3 protein-coding genes are annotated in these 22,770 nt (G+C 66.2%); all 3 read right to left on the bottom strand.

Annotated features, from left to right (window positions below; translation table 11 throughout):
- Positions 1-19 precede the first annotated feature (19 nt).
- On the bottom strand, positions 20-3,646 hold the full coding sequence (locus tag NUH88_RS10140; protein ID WP_308220095.1) for an FG-GAP-like repeat-containing protein: 3,627 nt from the start codon (positions 3,644-3,646) through the stop codon (positions 20-22).
- A 215-nt stretch (positions 3,647-3,861) separates the two neighbouring features.
- Complete coding sequence (locus NUH88_RS10125) at positions 3,862-6,273, bottom strand: calcium-binding protein (RefSeq protein ID WP_257771871.1); 2,412 nt, start codon at positions 6,271-6,273, stop codon at positions 3,862-3,864.
- 348 nt (positions 6,274-6,621) lie between these two features.
- A complete protein-coding gene (locus NUH88_RS10120) occupies positions 6,622-22,407 on the bottom strand; it encodes a hypothetical protein (protein WP_257771869.1) in 15,786 nt (5,261 codons plus the stop codon).
- Between the last annotated feature and the right edge of the window lie 363 nt (positions 22,408-22,770).

Below are 22,770 nucleotides of genomic sequence, written 5' to 3'. Positions count from 1 at the left end.
GCCGCCGCCCCGCCGGGGGCTAGACCAGATCGGTCCAGAGATTGCCGGTAAGACCGGCATGGGTGATGTTTGCGCCGTCCATCTCCCAGATCGAGACCTGGCCGGTCGCTTCGCTGGCGATCTGGATGTCGGCCTTGCCGTCGCCGTTGAAGTCCTCCACGAGGCCGAGCTGCCAGCCGTCCTGAAGATTGCCGACGAAGGCTTTCTCCGACGTCCCGCCGGCATCCATCTCCCAGACGGAGACGGCGGTGCCGTCCGAGACCAGCAGGTCCGCCGACCCGTCCCCGTTGAAATCGGCGGTCGCGTGGATCGACCAGCCGGACCCCAGGGTTCCGGTGTAGGTCTGGGCGGTGGCCGTGCTTCCGTCCATCTCCCAGGCGGAGACCACGCCATCCGCATTCCGCGTCAGGATGTCGGCCTTGCCGTCGCCGGTCAGGTCCGTCACGGCCTCGATCTCCCAGCCGTCCCGCAGGGTGGCGGTATAGCCCTTGTTGGTCGCGGTCCCACCGTCCATCTCCCAGACCGAGACCACACCGTCGCCGTTCCGGATCAGGAGGTCCTGCTTGTCGTCGCCGTTGAAATCGGCGATCGCCTCGATGTCCCAGTCCGAGCTCATATTGCCGGCATAGGTCTTCTCGCTGGCCGTGCCGCCGTCCATGACCCAGACGGAAACCGCGCCGCCGTCGTTGCGGGCGAGGATGTCGGTCTTGCCGTCATCGTTGAAATCGGCGAGGCCCTCGATGGTCCAGTCCGATCCCATGCGTCCGGCATAGGATTTATCCGTCGCCGCGCCGTCGCTGCCCATCGTCCAGACGGAGACCGTACCGGTATCCTGGCGGATCAGGATGTCCTCCTTGCCGTCTCCGTTGAAATCGGCGGTGCCTTCCACGGTCCAGCTGTCGTCCAGACGTCCGGCATAGGATTTGTCCGCCGCCGTTCCGCCATACATGCGCCAGACCGACAGCGTTCCGTTGTCGCCGAGCATCAGAACGTCGTCGTCGGTATCGCCGTCAAAATCCGCGATCGAGCGGATCGAGAAGTTTTCCTGCCCGGCGAGACCGCCGGCATCCTTCTTGGACAGAGCCGCCGCCCCGTCGAGCGTCCAGATCGAGACCCTTTCCTCGGTCGAGGTCAGCAGCAGGTCGGTTTTTCCGTCGGCGTTGAAATCTCCCGAATGGGTGATTCCCCAGCCTGGGATCTCGGCCGGCGTGAAGGTGACGACGGTGTTGCCGTCAACGATCTGCGCCGAAAGCGATTCGTATTCGCCGACCAGTCCGAAGACCGCATCGGCCTCGCCGTCCGCGTCCGAATCGACCGAGACGAAGGTCTGGCCGTTCTGATAGGTCATCGAGAACCGGCTGTAGCCGAGTTCCGCGTCTTCGATGATCAGACGGTCGTTCTCCGTCATGTCAGCGATCGCGTCTCCGTCGAGCTCCTCCATTGTCGCGACGAAAACGTCGTTGCCGTCGCCGCCGTTCAGGATATCGCCGTTGATGCCGAGACCGCCGCAGATCGTATCGTCGCCGTCCCCGCCGTCGACCAAGTCCAATCCGTCGCCGGCATAGATCACGTCGTTGCCGGCATTACCGTAGACGAGGTCTCCCGCGCCGCCGGCATGTATCGTGTCGTCGCCCTCAAGGCCGGTAATGTCGTCGATCGCATCGGTTCCCGACAGCAGGTCGTCACCATCGGTTCCACTGACCTGGTTCCAGATCAGCTCGTAATGCTCGATGTCATGGAACCGCGAGATGTCGCTGTCGTCGGTGGTGTAGACGGTATCGTTGCCGTCGCCGCCATAGATCACGTCGCTGCCGTCGTCATAGATGACATCGTCGCCCGCATCGCCATAGATCGTGTCGACGCCGTCGCCGCCGCTCAGTGTATCCGACTCCGCGCCGCCGGAGATCTCGTCGTTCCCCGCTCCGCCCTCGATCAGATCGGCCCCGCTGCCGCCGGAGATCAGATCGTCGCCGTCTTCGCCGTACAGGGTGTCGTCGTCATACCAGCCGATGATGAAGTCGTTTCCCTCGCCGCCGCTGATGACATCGTCGCCGCTATGGCCGACGAGCGTGTCGTCGCCCGCATCGCCGATCAGCAGATCGTCGCCGGCGAGACCGCTCATGTTGTCCGCGCCGGCACCGCCGGAAAGCGTGTCTGCCTCGGTATTGCCGATGACGAGGTCGTCGCCGCCCATTCCGAGGATCCGGTTCCGGCCCTCCGCACCGCTCAGCGTGTCGCTGTCTTCCGTGCCTGTGATCAGCTCATAGAGGTAGCGGATTTCCTCGACACCGATGAAACGGGACTCGTCGCCGTAAGCGGTCGTCCAGACGGTGTCTTCGCCGTCGCCGCCGTAGATGACGTCGTCACCGTCGTCGTAGAGGACATCGTCGCCGTCTCCGCCATAGAGCGTATCGGCTCCCTTGCCGCCCTCGATCGTGTCGTTTCCGGCACCGCCGTCGAGAAAATCGTCACCCTCGCCGCCATCGAGATAATCGTCTCCGTCGCTGCCATAGAGGATGTCGTTACCGCCGATGCCGTAGAGCGTGTCGTCTCCGCCGCCGCCGTCGATCGCGTCTGCGGCGAGGGTTCCGGTCAGGCTGTCGGCGTCGTCTCCGGCCGTGACGGTATCCAGCGGTATGAGAACGACCTCTTCGACCCCGATGAAGCGCGACTGGTCGCTGTCATCGGTGGTGTAGACCGTATCGTTGCCTGCGCCGCCGTAAATGATGTCGAGACCGTCGTCGTAAATGACATCGTCGCCGTCGCCGGCCACAACCGAATCCGAACCCGCGCCGCCATAGATCAGATCGTCGCCGTCTCCGCCGTCGATCGCGTCGTTGCCGTCGCCGCCATAGAGCGTATCGAGCCCCGATTCGCCGGAGATGACGTCCAGGCCGCCGCCGCCGTAGATCAGGTCGTTGTGGTCGCCGCCAAGCAGGGTGTCCTTGCCGAGGCCGCCGTCGATCGTGTCGTCTCCGCCGCCGCCGTCGATTTCGTCTCCGACCACGGTGCCGGTCAGGTAATCCGGGTCGACGCTGCCGGTCAGTGTGACGGCGTCCACGCCGACGATCGACTCGATGTCGACGAAGCGGCTGAGGTCCGAGGTGTCGTTGGTATAGACGGTGTCGTTTCCGGCGCCGCCATAGACGATCTCGTCGTCGTCGGCATAAAGGATATCGTCGCCTGCATCGCCGTAGAGTGTGTCGAGTCCGGCCCCGCCATAGAGAATATCGTTGCCGTCGCCGCCATAGAGAACGTCGTCGCCATCGTCGCCGAAGAGGAGGTCGTCCGCACGGCCTCCGGAAACGGAATCGTCTCCCGCGTCGCCGTAGAGCGTGTCGTTGTCGTGCCAGCCGATGACGAGGTCGTTGCCGTCGCCGCCATAGATCAGGTCGTCGTTTTCGTGGCCGACGAGGGTGTCCTCGCCGGCGCCTCCGAGCAGGGTGTCGTCGCCGATCCCTCCGCTCAGGCGGTCACCGTCGTCGCCGCCGTCGAGACTGTCATTGCCGGAGCCGCCGACAATCGAGTCGGCGCCTCCCTGCCCTAGAAGCGTGTCATTCCCGGCATTGCCGATGAGCGTGTCGTCATCGCCCGTGCCGGTAAAAATATCGTCGGAATCGGTACCCTCGAATAGCGTCCCAGCCATGTGAACCTCCGTGCACACGTTAAGAGACACCCACGAGCAATATGTCTTGTGAGGATGGCAGGTACTCCGAGCGGCTCCGGTCCTCAGGGGCGCCGGTTAGCCGCTGGCCGGATCCTCAGGCGCTTGCCGAAAAGGAGATCCGGGACGGAGAGATTCTTCGATGCCGAAAGGGGCCTTTTGCCCGCAGCGCGACGTTAACCATCGCGCGAGTAAGGCTATACCAAGTCGGTCCAGAGATTGCCAGTCAAACCTGCGGTCGTGACTTCGCCGCCATCCATTTCCCAGATCGAGACCTGGCCGGTCGACGTGTTCTCGAGTTGGATGTCGGCCTTTCCATCGCCGTTGAAATCCTCTGCGAGCCCGGTTTTCCAACCATCGGACAATGATGCGACGAAGGCTTTCTCGGAGGTCCCGCCGGCATCCATCTCCCAGACCGAGACGACGGTCGAATCGTCGCTGACCAGAAGATCCGCCGACCCGTCGCCGTTGAAATCTGCGATCTGTTCGATGTTCATGCCGGTGCCGAGCTTGCCGGTATAGGTCTTCGCCGCCGCAGTTCCGCCGTCCATCTCCCAGACGGAGACATCGCCGCTCGAGCTCTTGGTCAGGATATCGGCCTTGCCGTCCGCGGTGAAATCGTCGACCGCCTCGATGCTCCAGCCGTCGCCGAGCTTGCCCGCATAGGATTTCGTCGTCGCCGAGGCGCCGTCCATTTCCCAGACCGAGACGTCGCCGGTCTGACTGCGAAACAGGATGTCGGACTTGCTGTCCACGTTGAAATCAGCGGTCGTCTCGACGGTCCAGTCGGACGACATGTTCCCCACATAGGCCTTCGTCGTGGCAGTGGCGCCGTCCATTTCCCAGACGGAGACGTCGCCGGTCTGGCTGCGGAACAGGATGTCGGCCTTGTTGTCGGCATTGAAATCCGTGACCGCCTCGACGGTCCATTCAGAGCCCATATTCCCGACATAGGTCTTTTCGGTCGCCGTGCCGCCGTCCATAATCCAGACGGAGACCGCACCGTCGTCATTGCGGAGCAGAATGTCATGCCCGCCGTCGGCGTCGAAATCCGCGGTGTCGACGATTTTCCAGCCGGCGCCCAGCAGGCCGGAAAAATCCTTGGCGACGACCGACCCGCCTTGCATTTCCCAGACCGAAACCACTCCGGCATCGGTATCCTGTATCAGGATGTCGTCGTCGCCGTCGCCGTCGAAATCCTCGGCGCTGTGAATGCTGAAATTGCCGACATTGGTGAGATTGCCGGCCAGGGTTTTGGCTGTCGCCGTCGCGCCGTCGAGCGTCCAGAGGGATACGTCACCGGTGTCCGCGGCCACGGCGAGGTCCTGATCGCCGTCGCCGTTGAAATCGCCGGCGGCCTTGATCGACCACTCCGTCCGGCTCGAGAAGCTGAGCGTGGTCCCTTCCGCGCCCGATGTCGCGGTGACCGTCTTGAACGTGCCGCCGAGCGTGAAGGATGCGTCGGCGGTGCCGTCGCCGTTGGTGTCGATTGCGATCGCAGTGTTGCCGTTGCTGGCGGTCAGGGTGACGGCGTCGTTCGCGAAGCTCGCGCCCTTTATCAGCATCGATTCGCCGTTCGCGAGATCACTGACCAGATCGCCGTCGAACTCGGCCGCCGACCCTTGAAATGTGTCCACCCCGTCGCCGCCCAGAAGGGTGTCGGCGCCATCGCCTCCGCTCAGGCTGTCATTGCCTGCGCCGCCGTCGAGGCTGTCGTCGCCGGCGCCGCCATCGAGGGTGTCGTTGTCCGCTCCGCCGGAGAGTGTGTCGGCGTCGTCGCCGCCCGCAAGATCGTCGGCGCCGGCATCGCCCATGAGCGTATCGTCGCCGGCATTCCCGGAGAGCGTGTCATCGCCATCGCCTCCGGCCATGCTGTCCGCACCGATGCCGCCGTCGAGCAAGTCGTTGCCGGTCCCGCCGTCCAGCGTGTCGTTGCCTTCCTCGCCATAGACCTGGTCGTTGTCGCCGTCGCCGGCCAGGCTGTCATTTCCCTTGCCGCCATAGATCAGATCGTCGCCGACGCCGCCGGAAAGCGTGTCGGTATTGTTGGTTCCGGAAAGGGTATCGGCGTTCGTGCCCGAGTCCGTGCTGAACTGCAGACTGGTGTCGGCTCCCGATTGGATCGCGGTGACCGACAGAAAGGTTCCTTCGAGGGTGAAGCTCGTGTCCGCCGCGCCGTCGCCATTGGTGTCGACGGAAACCGTCGTGACGCCGCCGCTCGTCGAAAGCGTGACATTGCTGCCGGAGAAAGTCACGCCGGTGACGCGCACGGTCTCTCCGTCCTCGAAGTCGGCGAAATGGTCTCCGTCGAGATCGCCCGCGCTGCCCTGGAACTGGTCCGTTCCGGTGCCGCCATAGATGGTGTCGGAGGCGGCCCCGCCGTCGAGCGTGTCCGCGCCTTCGCTGCCTTCGAGCGTGTCGCTGCCGTCGCCGCCAAAAAGCAGATCGTTCCCGGCGCCGCCGGTCAGGCGGTCCCGGCCGGCATCTCCGTACAGCACGTCATCGCCGGCCGCGCCGGTGATCGTGTCATTGCCGCCGAGCCCGGAGATCGTGTCGTTGTCTCCGGTACCGACCAGAAGATCCTTTTTTTTCGTGCCCGTCAGTTCCATGAGCTCGATCCAGTTCCGCCCGTTTCCGGGAGATGTCGTGCACCGCCCCGTCCGGGGGCGTTCGCGGTTCAGTCAGAAAATCAAAAATCAATCTCAGACTGATATCTAGAATATTGAAATAATTTCTATAAAATCCAATATATTAGCTTGGAGCTTGCCGTTACTCGTCTGATTTCAAACATGATTATGTGGGCGAAAGATTAAGAATAGGTTACGCGCCGTGAATGAAAAAACGGCCCTAAACCTGTGATGTGAGCAGCAAAAATCAATCGGAACTATCCGGGTGCGAACGGATGGCGGGTCCCGGGATCTGTTTTCCGGCGGCGACTGCCGCCGGAAGGAAAAGCATCAGACCAGATCGGCCCAGAGGTTTCCGGTGAGTCCTGCGACCACAACGTCGGCGCCGTCCATTTCCCAGATCGAGACCTGGCCGGTTTCGGTGTTCTGGAGCTGGATGTCGGCCGTTCCGTCGCCGTTGAAATCGGCGATCTCGCCGAGTTCCCAGCCTTCCTGCAGGCGGCCGACATAGGCCTTCTCCGAGGCGCCGCCGGCATCCATCTCCCAGAGCGAGACGACACCGTCCGCGTTGGCGGTCAGCAGGTCGCTTGAGCCATCGCCGTTGAAGTCGTCGATGGACTTGATCTCCCAGCCCTCGCCGAGCTTGCCGACATAGGTCTTGGCTGTCGCGGTGCCGCCGTCCATCTCCCAGACCGAGACCGCGCCGTCGGCGTTCTGGGTCAGGATGTCGGCCTTGCCGTCGCCGGTGAAGTCCTTCACCGACTTGATCTCCCAGCCTTCACCGATCTTGCCGGCGTAGGACTTGCTCGTGGCGGTGCCGCCGTCCATTTCCCAGACCGAGACCGCGCCGTCGCTGCCCACCGCGAGGATGTCCTGCTTGCCGTCGCCGTTGAAGTCCGCGACCGTCTCGATCTCCCAGCTGCTGTCGAGCTTGCCGGCGTAGGATTTGTTCGAAGCGGTGCCGCCGTCCATCTCCCAGATCGAGACGGTGCCGTCGGCGGTGTTGCGCACCAGCAGGTCGGCCTTGCCGTCACCGCCGAAGTCGGCGATCTGCTCGACCGTCCAGTCGGAGCTGAGCTGGCCGGCATAGGAACGGCTTTCCGTGGTGCCGCCGTCCATCTGCCAGATCGAGACCGCGCCGTCCTGGTGACGGAGCAGGATGTCGTGCCCGCCGTCGCCGTCGAAGTCGGCGGTGCCGGTGATCTCCCAGCCGCTCGCGATCCGGCCCGCATAGGCCTTGGCACTCGCGGTCGCGCCGTCCATCTCCCAGACCGAGACCGCGCCGTCGCTGCCGACGAGCAGGATGTCGTCGCCGCCGTCGCCGTCGAAGTCGGCCACCGCCTTGATCGAGAAATCGCCGCCCCGGTTGAGCGAGCCCGTCGCGGCCTTCTCGGTCGCCGTCGCGCCGTCCATCGTCCAGACCGAGACGCCGCTCTGGTTCGAGGTCAGCAGCAGGTCCTGGTTGCCGTCGCCGTCGAAATCGCCGGTGCCGTAGACCGACCAGACGACCTTGTCGGAGAGGTTCACCTCGGTCGAGAAGGAGAGCGTTGTGTCCCCGTTCTCGGTGGCGGCCGTCACCGAGCGGAACTCGCCCTGGATGGTGAAGCTGGCGTCGGCCGTGCCGTCGCCGTTCGAATCGATGGCGACGGTGGTTACGCCGTCCGCGACCGTCAGCGTGACATTGTCGGAGGTGAATTCCGCGCCGCGGATCAGCACCGAGTCGCCGTCGGAGAGATCGCTCAGGGTATCGCCCGCAAACTCGCCCGCGCTGCCGGCGAAGGTGTCGTTCCCGGCCCCGCCGGACAGCGTATCCGCGCCGGCGCCGCCTGAGAGCAGATCGGCGCCGTCTCCGCCGGAAAGCACATCGGCCCCGGCGCCGCCCTGCAGCGTGTCGTTGCCGGAACCGCCGTCCAGCAGGTCGTTGCCGCCCGCGCCCTGCAGCAGGTCGTCCCCCGCAAGGCCGGTGATGGTGTCCGCGTCCTCGGTGCCCGTCAGCGTGTCCGCGCCTTCCGTCGCCGTCACCTCGGTGGAGAAGGCGAGGGCGGTCGCACCGTCGGCGGCCGTCGCGGTCACGGAATTGAACACGCCGTCCAGCACGAAGGTCGCGTCCGCGCTGCCGTCGCCGTTTGCGTCGATACCGACGGTGGTTTTGCCGTCGGCAACCGAGAGCGTGACCGCGTCGCTGTCGAAGCTCGCGTTTGCGATGACGAGATCGCCGCTGTCCGGGTCGTAGCCGCTGATGGAATCGCCGTCGAGATCGCTGAGCGAGCCGACGATGCTGTCGGCGCCGTCGCCGCCGATCACGGTGTCCGCCCCGGCTCCGGCGAGGATCCGGTCGTTGCCGGCCCCGCCGCTGATCAGGTCGTCGCCCGCGCCGCCGTCGAGGGTCTCGGCATTGTCGCCGCCGGTGATGACGTCGTTTCCGTCGCCGCCGTCGATGCTGTCGGTTCCGCCGCCGCCGGAAATGGTGTCGTCGCCCGCGCCGCCATCGAGAGTTTCCGCAGTGTCGCTGCCGGTGATGACGTCGTTTCCGTCGCCGCCGCTGATCTGGTCCGCGCCGCCGAGATTGACGATCGTATCGTCGCCGGAGCCGCCGAGGACGGTATCGACGTCGCTGCCCGCGGTGATGGCGTCATTGCCCGCGCCGCCGTCCAGCACGTCGTTGCCGCCGCCGCCGACAAGGCTGTCGTCGCCATCGCTGCCCGAGAGGGTTTCGCCGTCGCTCTCGCCTACAAGCGTGTCGTTTCCGCTACCGCCATCGAGTACGTCACTGCCGGCGCCGGCAGACAGCACGTCGTTGCCGGTCCCGCCATCGAGCGTATCGTTGCCCGCGCCGCCCCTCAGCGTATCGTTGCCGTCTTCGCCGTCGAGCTCGTCGTCGTCCGCGCCTCCGTCAAGCAGGTCATCGTCTGCGCCGCCGCTCAGTGTGTCCGCGCCGGCGCCCCCGTCGATAAGGTCGTTCCCGGCGCCGCCATCGACGGAATCGGCATCATCTCCGGCGAGGACCGTATCGTCGCCGTCGCCGCCGCTGATGGTGTCATTGCCGTCGTTGGCGCTGATCGAGTCGTTGCCCGTGCCGCCGTTGAGCAGATCGTCGCCGTGGCCGGCGCCGAGATCGTCGTTTCCGGCCCCGCCGTAGATCGTGTTGTCGCCGCCGTCGCTGAGCACGGTGTCGTCGCCGTCGCCGCCGGACAGCACGTCGTTGCCGTCGCCGCCGTCGAGCAGGTCGTCTCCCGCGTCGCCGCTCAGCGTATCGTCGCCGTCCTCGCCGCGGAGCGTGTCATTGTCCGCGCCGCCATCAAGCAGATCGTTGCCCGCCCCGCCCGAGAGGCTGTCCGCGTCCGCGCCGCCGGAGAGCGTGTCCTCGCCGGTTCCGCCGCTCAGCGTGTCGTTCCCGGCCCCGCCGGTGATCTGGTCGTTGCCCTCGCCGCCGTCGAGGACGTCGTTTCCGCCAAGCCCGTCGATCGTATCGTCGCCGGCCAGGCCGCTGAGGGTATCCGCGCCCTCGAAGCCGCTGATCGCATTGTCGTCGCCGGTCGCCTGTTCGTCGGCGATGACGATCTCTTCGACATTCGTGACGGTCAGACCGTCGAGATCGGAGCGCGTGTCGACATAAAGCGTGTCCTCGCCGTCGCCGCCGTCGACCACGCCGCTGTCGCCGGCATAGAGAGCGTCGTCGCCGTCGCCGCCGGAGAGGGTGTCGGAACCTTCGCCGCCGCCGAGCGTGTCGTTGCCCGCACCGCCGTCCAGCAGATCGTTGCCCACGCCGCCGTCGAGACTGTCGGCATCGTCTCCGCCCGAGAGCGTATCGTCGCCGCTGCCGCCCTCGAGTGTGTCGTTGCCCGCCCCTCCGCTGACGGCATCGTTGCCGCCGCCGCCGTAGAGCGTATCGGCATCGGCGCCGCCATCGAGCGTGTCGTCACCTTCGCCGCCATCGAGACGGTCGCTTCCGGCATCACCGCTGATCCGGTCCGCATCCGCGCCGCCGTCGAGCGTGTCGTTGCCTTCGCCGCCGTTCAGAAGATCGTTTCCGGCTCCGCCGCTCAGCTGGTCCGCATTGTCGCCGCCGTCGAGCGTATCTCCGCCGTCGCCGCCGTCGAGCGTGTCCGCGCCGGCCCCGCCGGAGACCAGGTCGTCGCCCGCCTCGCCGGAGAGCGCATCGACGCCGTCTCCACCGCTCAGCGTGTCATCGCCTTCGCCGCCCGTGAGCTGGTCGTTTCCGGCGCCGCCATCGAGCAGATCGTTCCCGGCCGCGCCGTCGATCGTGTCGTCTCCGCCGAGACCGCTGATCGTGTCTTCGCCGGAGGCGCCGGAGAGACTGTCGGCGCCTTCCGTCGCGGTGACGTCCGGCGAGAAGGAGATCGAGGTCTTGCCGTTTTCCGTGGAAGTCGTGACCGAGTTGAACTCGCCGACCATGGTGAAGGTCGCCTCGGGGGTACCGTCGCCGTCCTCGTCGATTTCGACGATGGTCTCGCCGTTCGCGACAGTCAGCGTGATCGCGCTGTCATCGAATTCTCCGGTAAGGAGCAGACGGTCGCCGTCTTCGACGCTGTAGTCGGCGATCAGATCCCCGTCCATATGCTCGACGCGGGTATCGGCGAATATGTCGGCGCCGGAACCGCCGACCAGGGTGTCGGCTCCGTCCAGACCGGCAACCTCGTCATTGCCCGCTCCGCCGGAAACGAGGTCGTTCCCGTCGCCGCCAGCCAAGGAATCGCGGCCGTCTCCGCCGTCGAGGGTATCGTCGCCGCTACCGCCGTTCACGATGTCGGCCCCGCCGCCGGCACTCAGCGTGTCGTTGCCGGCACCGCCGTGCAAAACGCTCGTCCCGTTACCGCCGACGATAAGATCGTCGCCGGCCTCGCCACTGAGATTGTGGACGCTTCCTCCGCCGATCAGAGTGTCGTCCCCGTCGCCGCCAAAGACAGTGTTGATACCGTCCTCGGCATTCAGATGATCGTCGCCGTCGCCGCCATAGAGCGTGTCCCGGCCTTCACCGGCCGTAAGGCTGTCGTTGCCGGCGCCGCCATAGAGCAGGTCATTGCCGGCGCCGCCGTCGAGAGCATCGTCGCCCGCGAGACCGTCCAGTGTGTCGTCACCGCCAAGGCCCGTCAGGGTATCCGCATCGGCAAAGCCGCTGATGGCGTCGTCGCCTTCGGTGGCCTGCTCGTCGGCGATAACGATGTCTTCGACGTTGGAGACCGTCAGGCCGTCGAGGTCGGAGCGGGTGTCGACATAGAGCGTGTCGTTCCCCGCACCGCCGTCCACGACGCCGTCGGAGCCCGCATAAATCGCGTCGTCGCCGTCCCCGGCCGACACCGTGTCGGTGCCTTCCTGGGCATAGAGCGTATCGGCGCCGGCACCGCCGTCTAGGAGATCGTTCCCGGCACCGCCGTCCAGCACGTCGGCGTCATCGCCGCCGGAGAGGGTGTCCGCGCCTTCGCCGCCATAGAGCTGGTCCGCGCCGGCACCGCCCGAAAGGGTATCGGCATTCGCGTCGCCGGAGAGGGTGTCTTCACCTTCACCACCGGTCAGCGCATCGTTACCCGACCCGCCGGTGATCTCGTCATTGCCGGCGCCGCCGTCGAGAGCGTCGTCGCCTGCAAGACCGTCGATCGTGTCGTTACCGGAAAGACCGGAGAGCGTGTCCGCATCGGCAAAGCCGGAGATCGCATCGTCTCCGTCGGTCGCCTGTTCGTCGGCGATGACGATGTCTTCGACGTTGGAGACCGTCAGGCCGTCGAGGTCGGAGCGGGTGTCGACATAGAGCGTGTCGTTCCCCGCACCGCCATCCACCACGCCGCTGTCGCCGGCATAGATCGCGTCGTCGCCGTCGCCGCCGGAAAGCGTATCCGTATCGACGCCGCCGGACAGCGTGTCGTTGCCGGCGCCGCCGTCGAGAACGTCATTGCCGGTGTCGCCGACCAGAAGATCGTCTCCGGCGCCGCCTTTGAGCGTATCGCTATGCGCGCCGCCGTAGAGCGTATCGGATCCAGCATCGCCATTCAGCGCATCGCTGCCCTCACCGCCGGTGATCTCGTCATTGCCGTCGCCGCCATGGAGAACGTCGTTCCCGGCGAGACCGTCGAGCGTGTCGTCGCCGCCAAGCCCGGAAAGGGTGTCATGACCCGTAAACCCGCTGATGGCATCGTCGCCTTCGGTCGCCTGCTCGTCGGCGATGACGATGTCTTCGACGTTGGAGATTGAGAGACCGTCCAGATCGGAGCGGGTATCGACATAGAGCGTGTCGTTACCGGCGCCGCCGTCGACCACGCCCTCGGAGCCGGCATAGATCGCATCGTCGCCGTCGCCGGCCGACACCGTGTCCGTGCCGTCCTCTGCGTAAAGCGTGTCAGATCCGGCGCCGCCATCGAGGAGGTCGTTCCCGGCACCGCCGACCAGCACATCGGCGTCGTCGCCGCCGGACAGGGAGTCCGCGCCTTCGCCGCCGGAGAGCTGATCCGCGCCGACGCCACCCGAGAGCGTGTCGCTGTCGGCACCGCCGCTTAGCGTATCGTCACCCGTGCCGCCCGTTAGGGCGTCGTTACCCGACCCGCCGGTGATCTCGTCATTGCCGGCGCCGCCGTCGAGAACGTCGTCGCCTGCAAGACCGTCGATCGTGTCGTTACCGGAAAGACCGGAGAGCGTGTCCGCATCGGCAAAGCCGGAGATGGCATCTTCGCCTTCGGTGGCCTGCTCGTCGGCGATCACGATGTCTTCGACGTTGGAGACGGAGAGACCGTCGAGGTCGCTCCGAGTGTCGACATAGAGCGTATCGTTCCCGGCACCGCCGTCGACGCCGCCGTCGGAACCGGCATAAATCGCGTCGTCGCCGTCGCCGGCCGACACCGTGTCGGTGCCGTCTTCGGCATAGAGCGTGTCGGCGCCCGCGCCGCCGTCTAGGAGATCGTTCCCCGCGCCGCCGTCCAGCACGTCGGCGTCGTCACCGCCGGAGAGGGAATCCGCGCCTTCGCCGCCATAGAGCTGGTCGGCGCCAGCACCTCCGGAAAGCGTATCGGCATCTGCACCGCCACTCAGCGTATCGTCATCGGTTCCGCCGGTTAGCGCGTCGTTGCCCGCACCCCCAGTGATCTCGTCATTACCCGAGCCGCCGTCGAGAGCATCGTCGCCCGCGAGACCGTCGATCGTATCGTCGCCGCCGAGGCCCGTCAGGGTATCCGCGTCTTCGAAGCCGCTGATGGCATCGTCGCCCTCGGTTGCCTGCTCATCCGCGATGACGATATCTTCGACGTTGGAGACCGTCAGGCCGTCGAGGTCGGACCGCGTGTCTACATAGAGCGTGTCATTGCCCGCGCCGCCATCCACGACACCGCTGTCGCCCGCATAGATCGCATCGTCGCCGTCGCCCGCGGACACCGTGTCCGTGCCATCCTCGGCATAGAGCGTATCGTCGCCCGCACCGCCATCGAAGAGATCGTTGCCGGCCCCGCCGTCCAGCACATCGGCGTCGTCGCCGCCGGAGAGGGAGTCGGAACCTTCGCCGCCGGAGAGCGTATCGTCACCCGTGCCGCCGGTCAGCGCGTCGTTACCCGCGCCGCCAGTGAGTTGGTCATTGCCGGCTCCGCCGTCAAGAACGTCGTCGCCCGCGAGACCGTCGATGGTATCGTTACCGTCAAGGCCGGAAAGCGTATCCGCATCCGCAAAGCCGCTGATCGCGTCGTCTCCGTCGGTCGCCTGTTCGTCGGCGATGACGATGTCTTCGACGTTGGAGACCGTCAGGCCGTCGAGGTCGGAGCGGGTGTCGACATAGAGCGTGTCGTTGCCCGCGCCGCCGTCGACCACGCCGTCGGAGCCGGCATAGATCGCATCGTCGCCGTCGCCGGCCGACACCGTGTCGGTGCCGTCTTCGGCATAGAGAGTGTCGGCGCCTGCGCCGCCATCGAGGAGGTCGTTCCCGGCCCCGCCGTCGAGCACATCGGCATCGTCGCCGCCCGAGAGCGTATCGGCGTCTGCACCACCGCTTAGCGTGTCTTCACCGGCCCCGCCGGTCAGGGCGTCGCTGCCGTTGCCGCCCTCGACTTGGTCATTGCCGATACCGCCATTCAGGCTGTCGTCACCGGCCCCGCCCTCCAGCGTATCCGAGTCCGCACCGCCATCCAGCGCGTCATTTCCGGCTCCGCCGGTGATCTCGTCATTGCCGGCACCGCCATACAGAGAATCCGCACCGTCGCCGCCTTCGAGCGTGTCGTTCCCTGCGCCGCCATAGAGCTGGTCGTCGCCGTCGCCACCATCCAGCAGGTCATTGCCTTCGAGGCCGGCAATGACGTCGTCGCCACCAAGACCCGAGACAGTGTCGTTACCCGCGAGCGCCGAGATCGTATCCGCATCCTCGAAGCCGGAGATAAGGTCATCGCCCTCGGTCGCCTGCTCGTCGGCGATAACGATGTCCTCGACATTCGAGACCGTCAGGCCGTCGAGGTCGGAGCGCGTGTCGACATAGAGCGTGTCGTTTCCGGCACCGCCGTCGACGCCGCCGTCGGAACCGGCATAAATCGCGTCGTCGCCGTCGCCGGCCGACACCGTGTCGGTGCCGTCTTCGGCATAGAGCGTGTCGGCGCCCGCGCCGCCGTCTAGGAGATCGTTCCCCGCGCCGCCGTCCAGCACGTCGGCGTCGTCACCGCCGGAGAGGGAATCCGCGCCTTCGCCGCCATAGAGCTGGTCGGCGCCAGCACCTCCGGAAAGCGTATCGGCATCTGCACCGCCAGAGAGTGTATCTTCGCCGGTACCGCCGGTCAGGGCGTCGTTGCCCGCGCCGCCGGTGAGTTCGTCATTGCCGGCTCCGCCGTCGAGAACGTCGTCGCCCGCAAGACCGTCGATGGTGTCATCGCCTCCGAGGCCCGTCAGGGTATCCGCGTCTTCGAAGCCGCTGATGGCATCGTCGCCCTCGGTCGCCTGCTCATCCGCGATGACGATGTCTTCGACGTTGGAGACCGTCAGGCCGTCGAGGTCGGACCGGGTGTCGACATAAAGCGTGTCGTTTCCGGCACCGCCGTCGACGCCGCCGTCGGAACCGGCATAAATCGCGTCGTCGCCGTCGCCGGCCGACACCGTGTCGGTGCCGTCTTCGGCATAGAGCGTGTCGGCGCCCGCGCCGCCGTCTAGGAGATCGTTCCCCGCGCCGCCGTCCAGCACGTCGGCGTCGTCACCGCCGGAGAGGGAATCCGCGCCTTCGCCGCCATAGAGCTGGTCGGCGCCAGCACCTCCGGAAAGCGTATCGGCATCTGCACCGCCACTCAGCGTATCGTCATCGGTTCCGCCGGTTAGCGCGTCGTTGCCCGCACCCCCAGTGATCTCGTCATTACCCGAGCCGCCGTCGAGAGCATCGTCGCCCGCGAGACCGTCGATCGTATCGTCGCCGCCGAGGCCCGTCAGGGTATCCGCGTCTTCGAAGCCGCTGATGGCATCGTCGCCCTCGGTTGCCTGCTCATCCGCGATGACGATATCTTCGACGTTGGAGACCGTCAGGCCGTCGAGGTCGGACCGCGTGTCTACATAGAGCGTGTCATTGCCCGCGCCGCCATCCACGACACCGCTGTCGCCCGCATAGATCGCATCGTCGCCGTCGCCCGCGGACACCGTGTCCGTGCCATCCTCGGCATAGAGCGTATCGTCGCCCGCACCGCCATCGAAGAGATCGTTGCCGGCCCCGCCGTCCAGCACATCGGCGTCGTCGCCGCCGGAGAGGGAGTCGGAACCTTCGCCGCCGGAGAGCGTATCGTCACCCGTGCCGCCGGTCAGCGCGTCGTTACCCGCGCCGCCAGTGAGTTGGTCATTGCCGGCTCCGCCGTCAAGAACGTCGTCGCCCGCGAGACCGTCGATGGTATCGTTACCGTCAAGGCCGGAAAGCGTATCCGCATCCGCAAAGCCGCTGATCGCGTCGTCTCCGTCGGTCGCCTGTTCGTCGGCGATGACGATGTCTTCGACGTTGGAGACCGTCAGGCCGTCGAGGTCGGAGCGGGTGTCGACATAGAGCGTGTCGTTGCCCGCGCCGCCGTCGACCACGCCGTCGGAGCCGGCATAGATCGCATCGTCGCCGTCGCCGGCCGACACCGTGTCGGTGCCGTCTTCGGCATAGAGAGTGTCGGCGCCTGCGCCGCCATCGAGGAGGTCGTTCCCGGCCCCGCCGTCGAGCACATCGGCATCGTCGCCGCCCGAGAGGGAGTCCGCGCCTTCGCCGCCATAGAGCGTATCGTCACCGGTTCCGCCCTCAAGAGCGTCGTCGCCCGTGCCACCATATGCGAGATCCGCACCTTCACCGCCGGCAACGGCATCACTGCCCGCACCGCCGTCCAGCGCATCGTCTCCGTCCCCGGCGCTCAGCGTATCGTCGCCGTCACCACCATCCAGGACATCGTCGCCCGCATCGCCCAAGAGCGTGTCGGAACCGGCACCGCCGACCAGGGTGTCTTCGCCTTCGCCGCCATAGAGCGCGTCATTACCGGCACCGCCGGTGATCTCGTCATTGCCCGCGCCGCCATCAAGGAGGTCGTCGCCGGCCAGACCGTCGATGGTGTCATCGCCTCCGAGGCCGGAAAGCGTATCCGCATCTTCGAAACCGCTGATGGCATCGTCGCCCTCGGTCGCCTGCTCGTCGGCGATGACGACGTCTTCGACATTCGAGACCGTCAGGCCGTCGAGGTCGGACCGGGTGTCGACATAGAGCGTGTCGTTCCCGGCACCGCCATCGACCACGCCGCTGTCGCCCGCATAAATCGCGTCGTCGCCGTCGCCGGCGGACACCGTGTCGGTGCCGTCTTCGGCGTAAAGCGTGTCAGATCCGGCGCCGCCGTCGAGCTCGTCGTTCCCGGCACCGCCGTCCAGAACATCGGCATCGTCGCCGCCCGAGAGGGAGTCCGCGCCTTCGCCGCCATAGAGCGTATCGTCACCGGTTCCGCCATAGAGCGCGTCGTTGCCCGCACCGCCAGTGATCTCGTCATTACCCGCGCCGCCATCAAGGACGTCGTCGCCCGCAAGTCCGTCGATGGTATCGTTACCGCCAAGGCCGGAAAGCGTATCCGCATCTTCGAAGCCGGAGATGGCATCGTCGCCTTCGGTCGCCTGCTCGTCGGCGATGACGATATCTTCGACATTGGAGACGGAGAGACCGTCGAGGTCCGAACGGGTATCGACATAGAGCGTGTCGTTACCGGCGCCGCCATCCACCACGCCGCTGTCGCCCGCATAGATCGCATCATCGCCGTCACCGGCCGACACCGTGTCGGTGCCGTCTTTGGCGTAGAGCGTGTCAGATCCGGCGCCGCCATCGAGGAGGTCGTTCCCGGCACCGCCGTCCAGCACGTCGGCGTCATCGCCGCCCGAGAGGGAGTCCGCGCCGTCGCCGCCATAGAGCTGGTCCGCACCGGCACCGCCCGAGAGCGTGTCGCTGTCGGCACCGCCGCTCAGCGTGTCGTCGCCGGTATCGCCGGTCAGGGCGTCGTTGCCCGCGCCGCCCGTGAGCTGGTCATTGCCGGAGCCGCCATCAAGGACGTCGTCGCCCGCAAGTCCGTCGATGGTATCGTTACCGCCAAGGCCGGAAAGCGTATCCGCATCTTCGAAGCCGGAGATGGCATCGTCGCCTTCGGTCGCCTGCTCGTCGGCGATGACGATATCTTCGACATTGGAGACGGAGAGACCGTCGAGGTCCGAACGGGTATCGACATAGAGCGTGTCGTTACCGGCGCCGCCATCCACCACGCCGCTGTCGCCCGCATAGATCGCATCGTCGCCGTCGCCCGCCGAGACCGTGTCGGCGCCGTCTTCGGCATAGAGCGTGTCGGCGCCTGCGCCGCCGTCTAGGAGATCGTTCCCGGCACCGCCGTCCAGCACGTCGGCGTCATCGCCGCCGGAGAGGGTGTCCGCGCCTTCGCCGCCATAGAGCTGGTCCGCGCCGGCACCGCCCGAAAGGGTATCGGCATTCGCGTCGCCGGAGAGGGTGTCTTCACCTTCACCACCGGTCAGCGCATCGTTACCCGACCCGCCGGTGATCTCGTCATTGCCGGCGCCGCCGTCGAGAGCGTCGTCGCCTGCAAGACCGTCGATCGTGTCGTTACCGGAAAGACCGGAGAGCGTGTCCGCATCGGCAAAGCCGGAGATCGCATCGTCTCCGTCGGTCGCCTGTTCGTCGGCGATGACGATGTCTTCGACGTTGGAGACCGTCAGGCCGTCGAGGTCGGAGCGGGTGTCGACATAGAGCGTGTCGTTCCCCGCACCGCCATCCACCACGCCGCTGTCGCCGGCATAGATCGCGTCGTCGCCGTCGCCGCCGGAAAGCGTATCCGTATCGACGCCGCCGGACAGCGTGTCGTTGCCGGCGCCGCCGTCGAGAACGTCATTGCCGGTGTCGCCGACCAGAAGATCGTCTCCGGCGCCGCCTTTGAGCGTATCGCTATGCGCGCCGCCGTAGAGCGTATCGGATCCAGCATCGCCATTCAGCGCATCGCTGCCCTCACCGCCGGTGATCTCGTCATTGCCGTCGCCGCCATGGAGAACGTCGTTCCCGGCGAGACCGTCGAGCGTGTCGTCGCCGCCAAGCCCGGAAAGGGTGTCATGACCCGTAAACCCGCTGATGGCATCGTCGCCTTCGGTCGCCTGCTCGTCGGCGATGACGATGTCTTCGACGTTGGAGATTGAGAGACCGTCCAGATCGGAGCGGGTATCGACATAGAGCGTGTCGTTACCGGCGCCGCCGTCGACCACGCCCTCGGAGCCGGCATAGATCGCATCGTCGCCGTCGCCGGCCGACACCGTGTCCGTGCCGTCCTCTGCGTAAAGCGTGTCAGATCCGGCGCCGCCATCGAGGAGGTCGTTCCCGGCACCGCCGACCAGCACATCGGCGTCGTCGCCGCCGGACAGGGAGTCCGCGCCTTCGCCGCCGGAGAGCTGATCCGCGCCGACGCCACCCGAGAGCGTGTCGCTGTCGGCACCGCCGCTTAGCGTATCGTCACCCGTGCCGCCCGTTAGGGCGTCGTTACCCGACCCGCCGGTGATCTCGTCATTGCCGGCGCCGCCGTCGAGAACGTCGTCGCCTGCAAGACCGTCGATCGTGTCGTTACCGGAAAGACCGGAGAGCGTGTCCGCATCGGCAAAGCCGGAGATGGCATCTTCGCCTTCGGTGGCCTGCTCGTCGGCGATCACGATGTCTTCGACGTTGGAGACGGAGAGACCGTCGAGGTCGCTCCGAGTGTCGACATAGAGCGTATCGTTCCCGGCACCGCCATCCACGACGCCGCTGTCGCCCGCATAGATCGCGTCGTCGCCGTCGCCCGCCGACACCGTGTCCGTGCCGTCTTCGGCGTAAAGCGTGTCAGATCCGGCGCCGCCGTTGAGGAGATCATTCCCGGCCCCGCCGTCCAGCACGTCGGCGTCATCGCCGCCGGAGAGAACGTCATTGCCCGCGCCGCCGTCGAGGCTGTCGGCGCCGCCATTGTTGCGGATCGTGTCGTCGCCTTCGCCGCCGGAAACCGTGTCCGCGCCGCCGCCGGCAATAATCGAATCGTTACCGGTTCCGCCGTCGAGCAGATCGCTGCCGCCGCCGCCCTTGAGAGTGTCGTCTTCGGTGCCGCCTGAAATCGTGTCGTTACCGGACCCGCCGACAAGGCTGTCGGCACCTGAGCCGCCGTCGATGTTGTCCGCACCACCCTGGCCGAGAACCGTGTCGGCGCCGTCGCCGCCTTCGAGCACATCGTTGCCGCCACCGGCGACAATGCGGTCATTGCCGTCGCCGCCGTCGATCCGGTCGCTGCCGCCCGCCCCGGAGAGCTGGTCGTTGCCGGTGCCGCCGGAGAGCGTGTCGCTTGTTGAACCGCCGGTCACGGTGTCGTTGCCGGCTCCGCCATCGACGAAATTCTCGCCGCTTCCGGCTTCAACCGAGTCGTCCCCGTTGCCAGCCGAGATGGTGTCGTTGCCCGCGCCGCCATAGAGCTCGTCGTTACCTTCGCCGCCGTCCAGAAGGTCGTTGCCGTCGCCGCCATCGAGGACGTCGTCGCCGGCAAGGCCCGAAACCGTATCGTCACCGGCCAGGGCGGAAATGGTGTCCGCGTCGGCAAAGCCGCTGATCGCGTCGTCGCCTTCGGTGGCCTGCTCGTCGGCGATCACGATGTCTTCGACATTGGAAATTGAGAGGCCGTCCAGGTCGGATCGGGTATCGACATAGAGCGTGTCGTTCCCGTCGCCGCCGTCGACCACGCCGCTGTCGCCGGCATAGATCGCGTCGTCGCCGTCGCCCGCCGACACCGTGTCGGTGCCGTCCTCGGCATAGAGCGTGTCGGCGCCCGCGCCGCCGTCGAGCAGATCGTTCCCGGCGCCGCCGTCCAGCACGTCGGCATCGTCACCGCCGGAGAGGGAGTCCGCGCCTTCGCCGCCATAGATTTCGTCGTTCCCGGCGCCGCCGGTGATCTCGTCATCCCCGGCGAGACCGGAAACCGTGTCGTCGCCGCCGAGCGCGGAGATCGTGTCGCCCTCTCCCGTGCCGGTGAGATTGTCGTTTCCTTCGGTGCCGGCAAGCGGGCCGGATCCGAACTGCAGACTGGTGTCGCCGTCTTCGACGGTGACCGTGACGTCGGAGAAGCTACCTTCCAGGGTAAAGCGGATCTCGGCCCAGCCGTCGCCGTTCTGGTCGATCGCGACCGTGGTGATGCCGTTCTCGGTGGTCAGAGTTATGTCGTCGGAATCGATGCTCTTGCCGGTGATGCGGATGAGATCGCCTTCCTCGAGATCGGCGAAATGGTCGCCGTTGATCTCGGATCCGCTGCCGCTGAAGAGGTCGTTGCCGCTGCCGCCATAAAGCGTGTCATTTGCCGCGCCGCCCTCGATGGTGTCGTCGCCGGCGCCGCCATAAACGGTGTCGCTGGCGTCCTCGCCATCCAGCGAATCGGCACCGTCGCCGCCGTATATCAGATCCGCGCCGCCTTCGCCGCTAACCGTATCGTCGCCGTCGCCGCCATAAAAAGTCTCGTTGCCGTAATCGCCGGTCAGCACATCGTTGCCGTCGCCGCCGTCGAACAGGTCGCTGCCGCCACCGCCCTCGATGGTGTCGTCGCCGGCGCCACCGGACAGCGTGTCGTTGCCGGACTCCGCGACAATCAGGTCGTCGTCGTCACCGCCATAGATCAGGTCGTTGCCGCCATCGCCCGAGATCGTGTCGTTGCCGCTGCCGCCGATCAGGGTCTCGCTGCCATAGTCGCCGCGCACGGAATCGTCACCGGCGCCCGCGTCGATGCTGTCGCTGCCGCCGCGTCCCGAGATCGTGTCGTTGCCCGCGCCACCCGAGATCGTGTCGTCGCCGGAGGCGGCCTTGACATAGTCGTCGCCGTCGCCGGCATCGATCAGGTCGTTGCCGCCGGCTCCCGAAATGGTGTCGTTGCCCGTGCCGCCGGACAGCGTGTCGTGGCTCCAGCCGCCGGTGATGGTGTCGTCGCCAGCACCGCCGTCGATGCTGTCGCTACCGCCCCGGCCATAGATCCTGTCGTCGCCGAGTCCGCCCAGGATCGTGTCGTTCTGATAGTCGCCGGACAGGGTGTCGTTGCCGGCGCCGCCATCGATGCTGTCATTGCCGGCGCCGCCGGTGACCTTGTCGTCGCCGTCGCCGCCGAGAATGGTGTCGTCACCGGAGCCGCCGGTGATCGAATCCTTGCCTTCGCCGCCATCGAAGCTGTTGTCGCCGGAGGTGTCTTTGAGCAGGTCGTTTCCGGCCCCACCGATCAGCGTGTCGTTGCCGTCCCCGCCGGAGAGGGTTTCCCCGTCCTCGCCGCCGGAGAGATAGTCGTCGCCGTCATTGCCGAAGAGCGAGTTGCTGCCGTCGCCGCCATAGAGCGTGTCATTGCCGCCGCCACCGGACAGCGTGTCGCGATCCGCACCGCCATAGAGCAGGTCGTTGCCGTCGTCGCCGTCGAGAAAGTCACGGCCGTCATCGCCGAAGAGTTGGTCGTTGCCGTCGCGCCCGTAGATGGTATCGCGGTTTCCGAGGCCGGAAATGGTGTCGTCGCCGCTGGACCCGGTGATGGTGTCGCGGCCGCCGGTACCCGTGATCAACCCGCTCTCGGACGAAGAATCCACGCTGCTTTCTCCGTCATGGTCGTGTTTGTGCTTCTTGCCCATTCTGTGCTCCAGAGCGCGGACTATTCTACGGCCAGCTTCTCCAGCCGGTACTCGGGTTCACCATACGTTGGGGTTATAGATGGAATGTGTAGCGAATTTCAATAAAAGTTTATCTAAATGCATCCTACCCCTTGGTGCACATAGACAGAAAGCTAGAAGCCAACTCCTAAGATTTAGTTATTTTCGGCTCTTTCCGAAACCCGTTAGCGAGATTTTCGGGCATGCGCGTCAGGATGTCACGACCTCGCGTTCCGGTTACTTTTCGGATTGCAAGGGAGCATGGCGCAGCACGCCCGGAGAATCCGGATCGCGGGAAATTCCTCCGCCGAGGGCGCTAGCGGCTAAACTCCGTGCGACGTGAGA

This window comes from Nisaea acidiphila (assembly GCF_024662015.1).
GTDB classification, from domain to species: domain Bacteria; phylum Pseudomonadota; class Alphaproteobacteria; order Thalassobaculales; family Thalassobaculaceae; genus Nisaea; species Nisaea acidiphila.
The sequence above is the reverse complement of the archived record's forward strand: the minus strand, read 5'-3'. Positions and strand labels throughout refer to the sequence as shown.

Bases quoted from the DNA above. Each gene is read 5' to 3' on its own strand.
- NUH88_RS10140 (WP_308220095.1), bottom strand. From the start codon at position 3,646: ATGGCTGGGACGCTATTCGAGGGTACCGATTCCGACGATATTTTTACC.
- NUH88_RS10120 (WP_257771869.1), bottom strand. From the start codon at position 22,407: ATGGGCAAGAAGCACAAACACGACCATGACGGAGAAAGCAGCGTGGAT.
- NUH88_RS10125 (WP_257771871.1), bottom strand. From the start codon at position 6,273: ATGGAACTGACGGGCACGAAAAAAAAGGATCTTCTGGTCGGTACCGGA.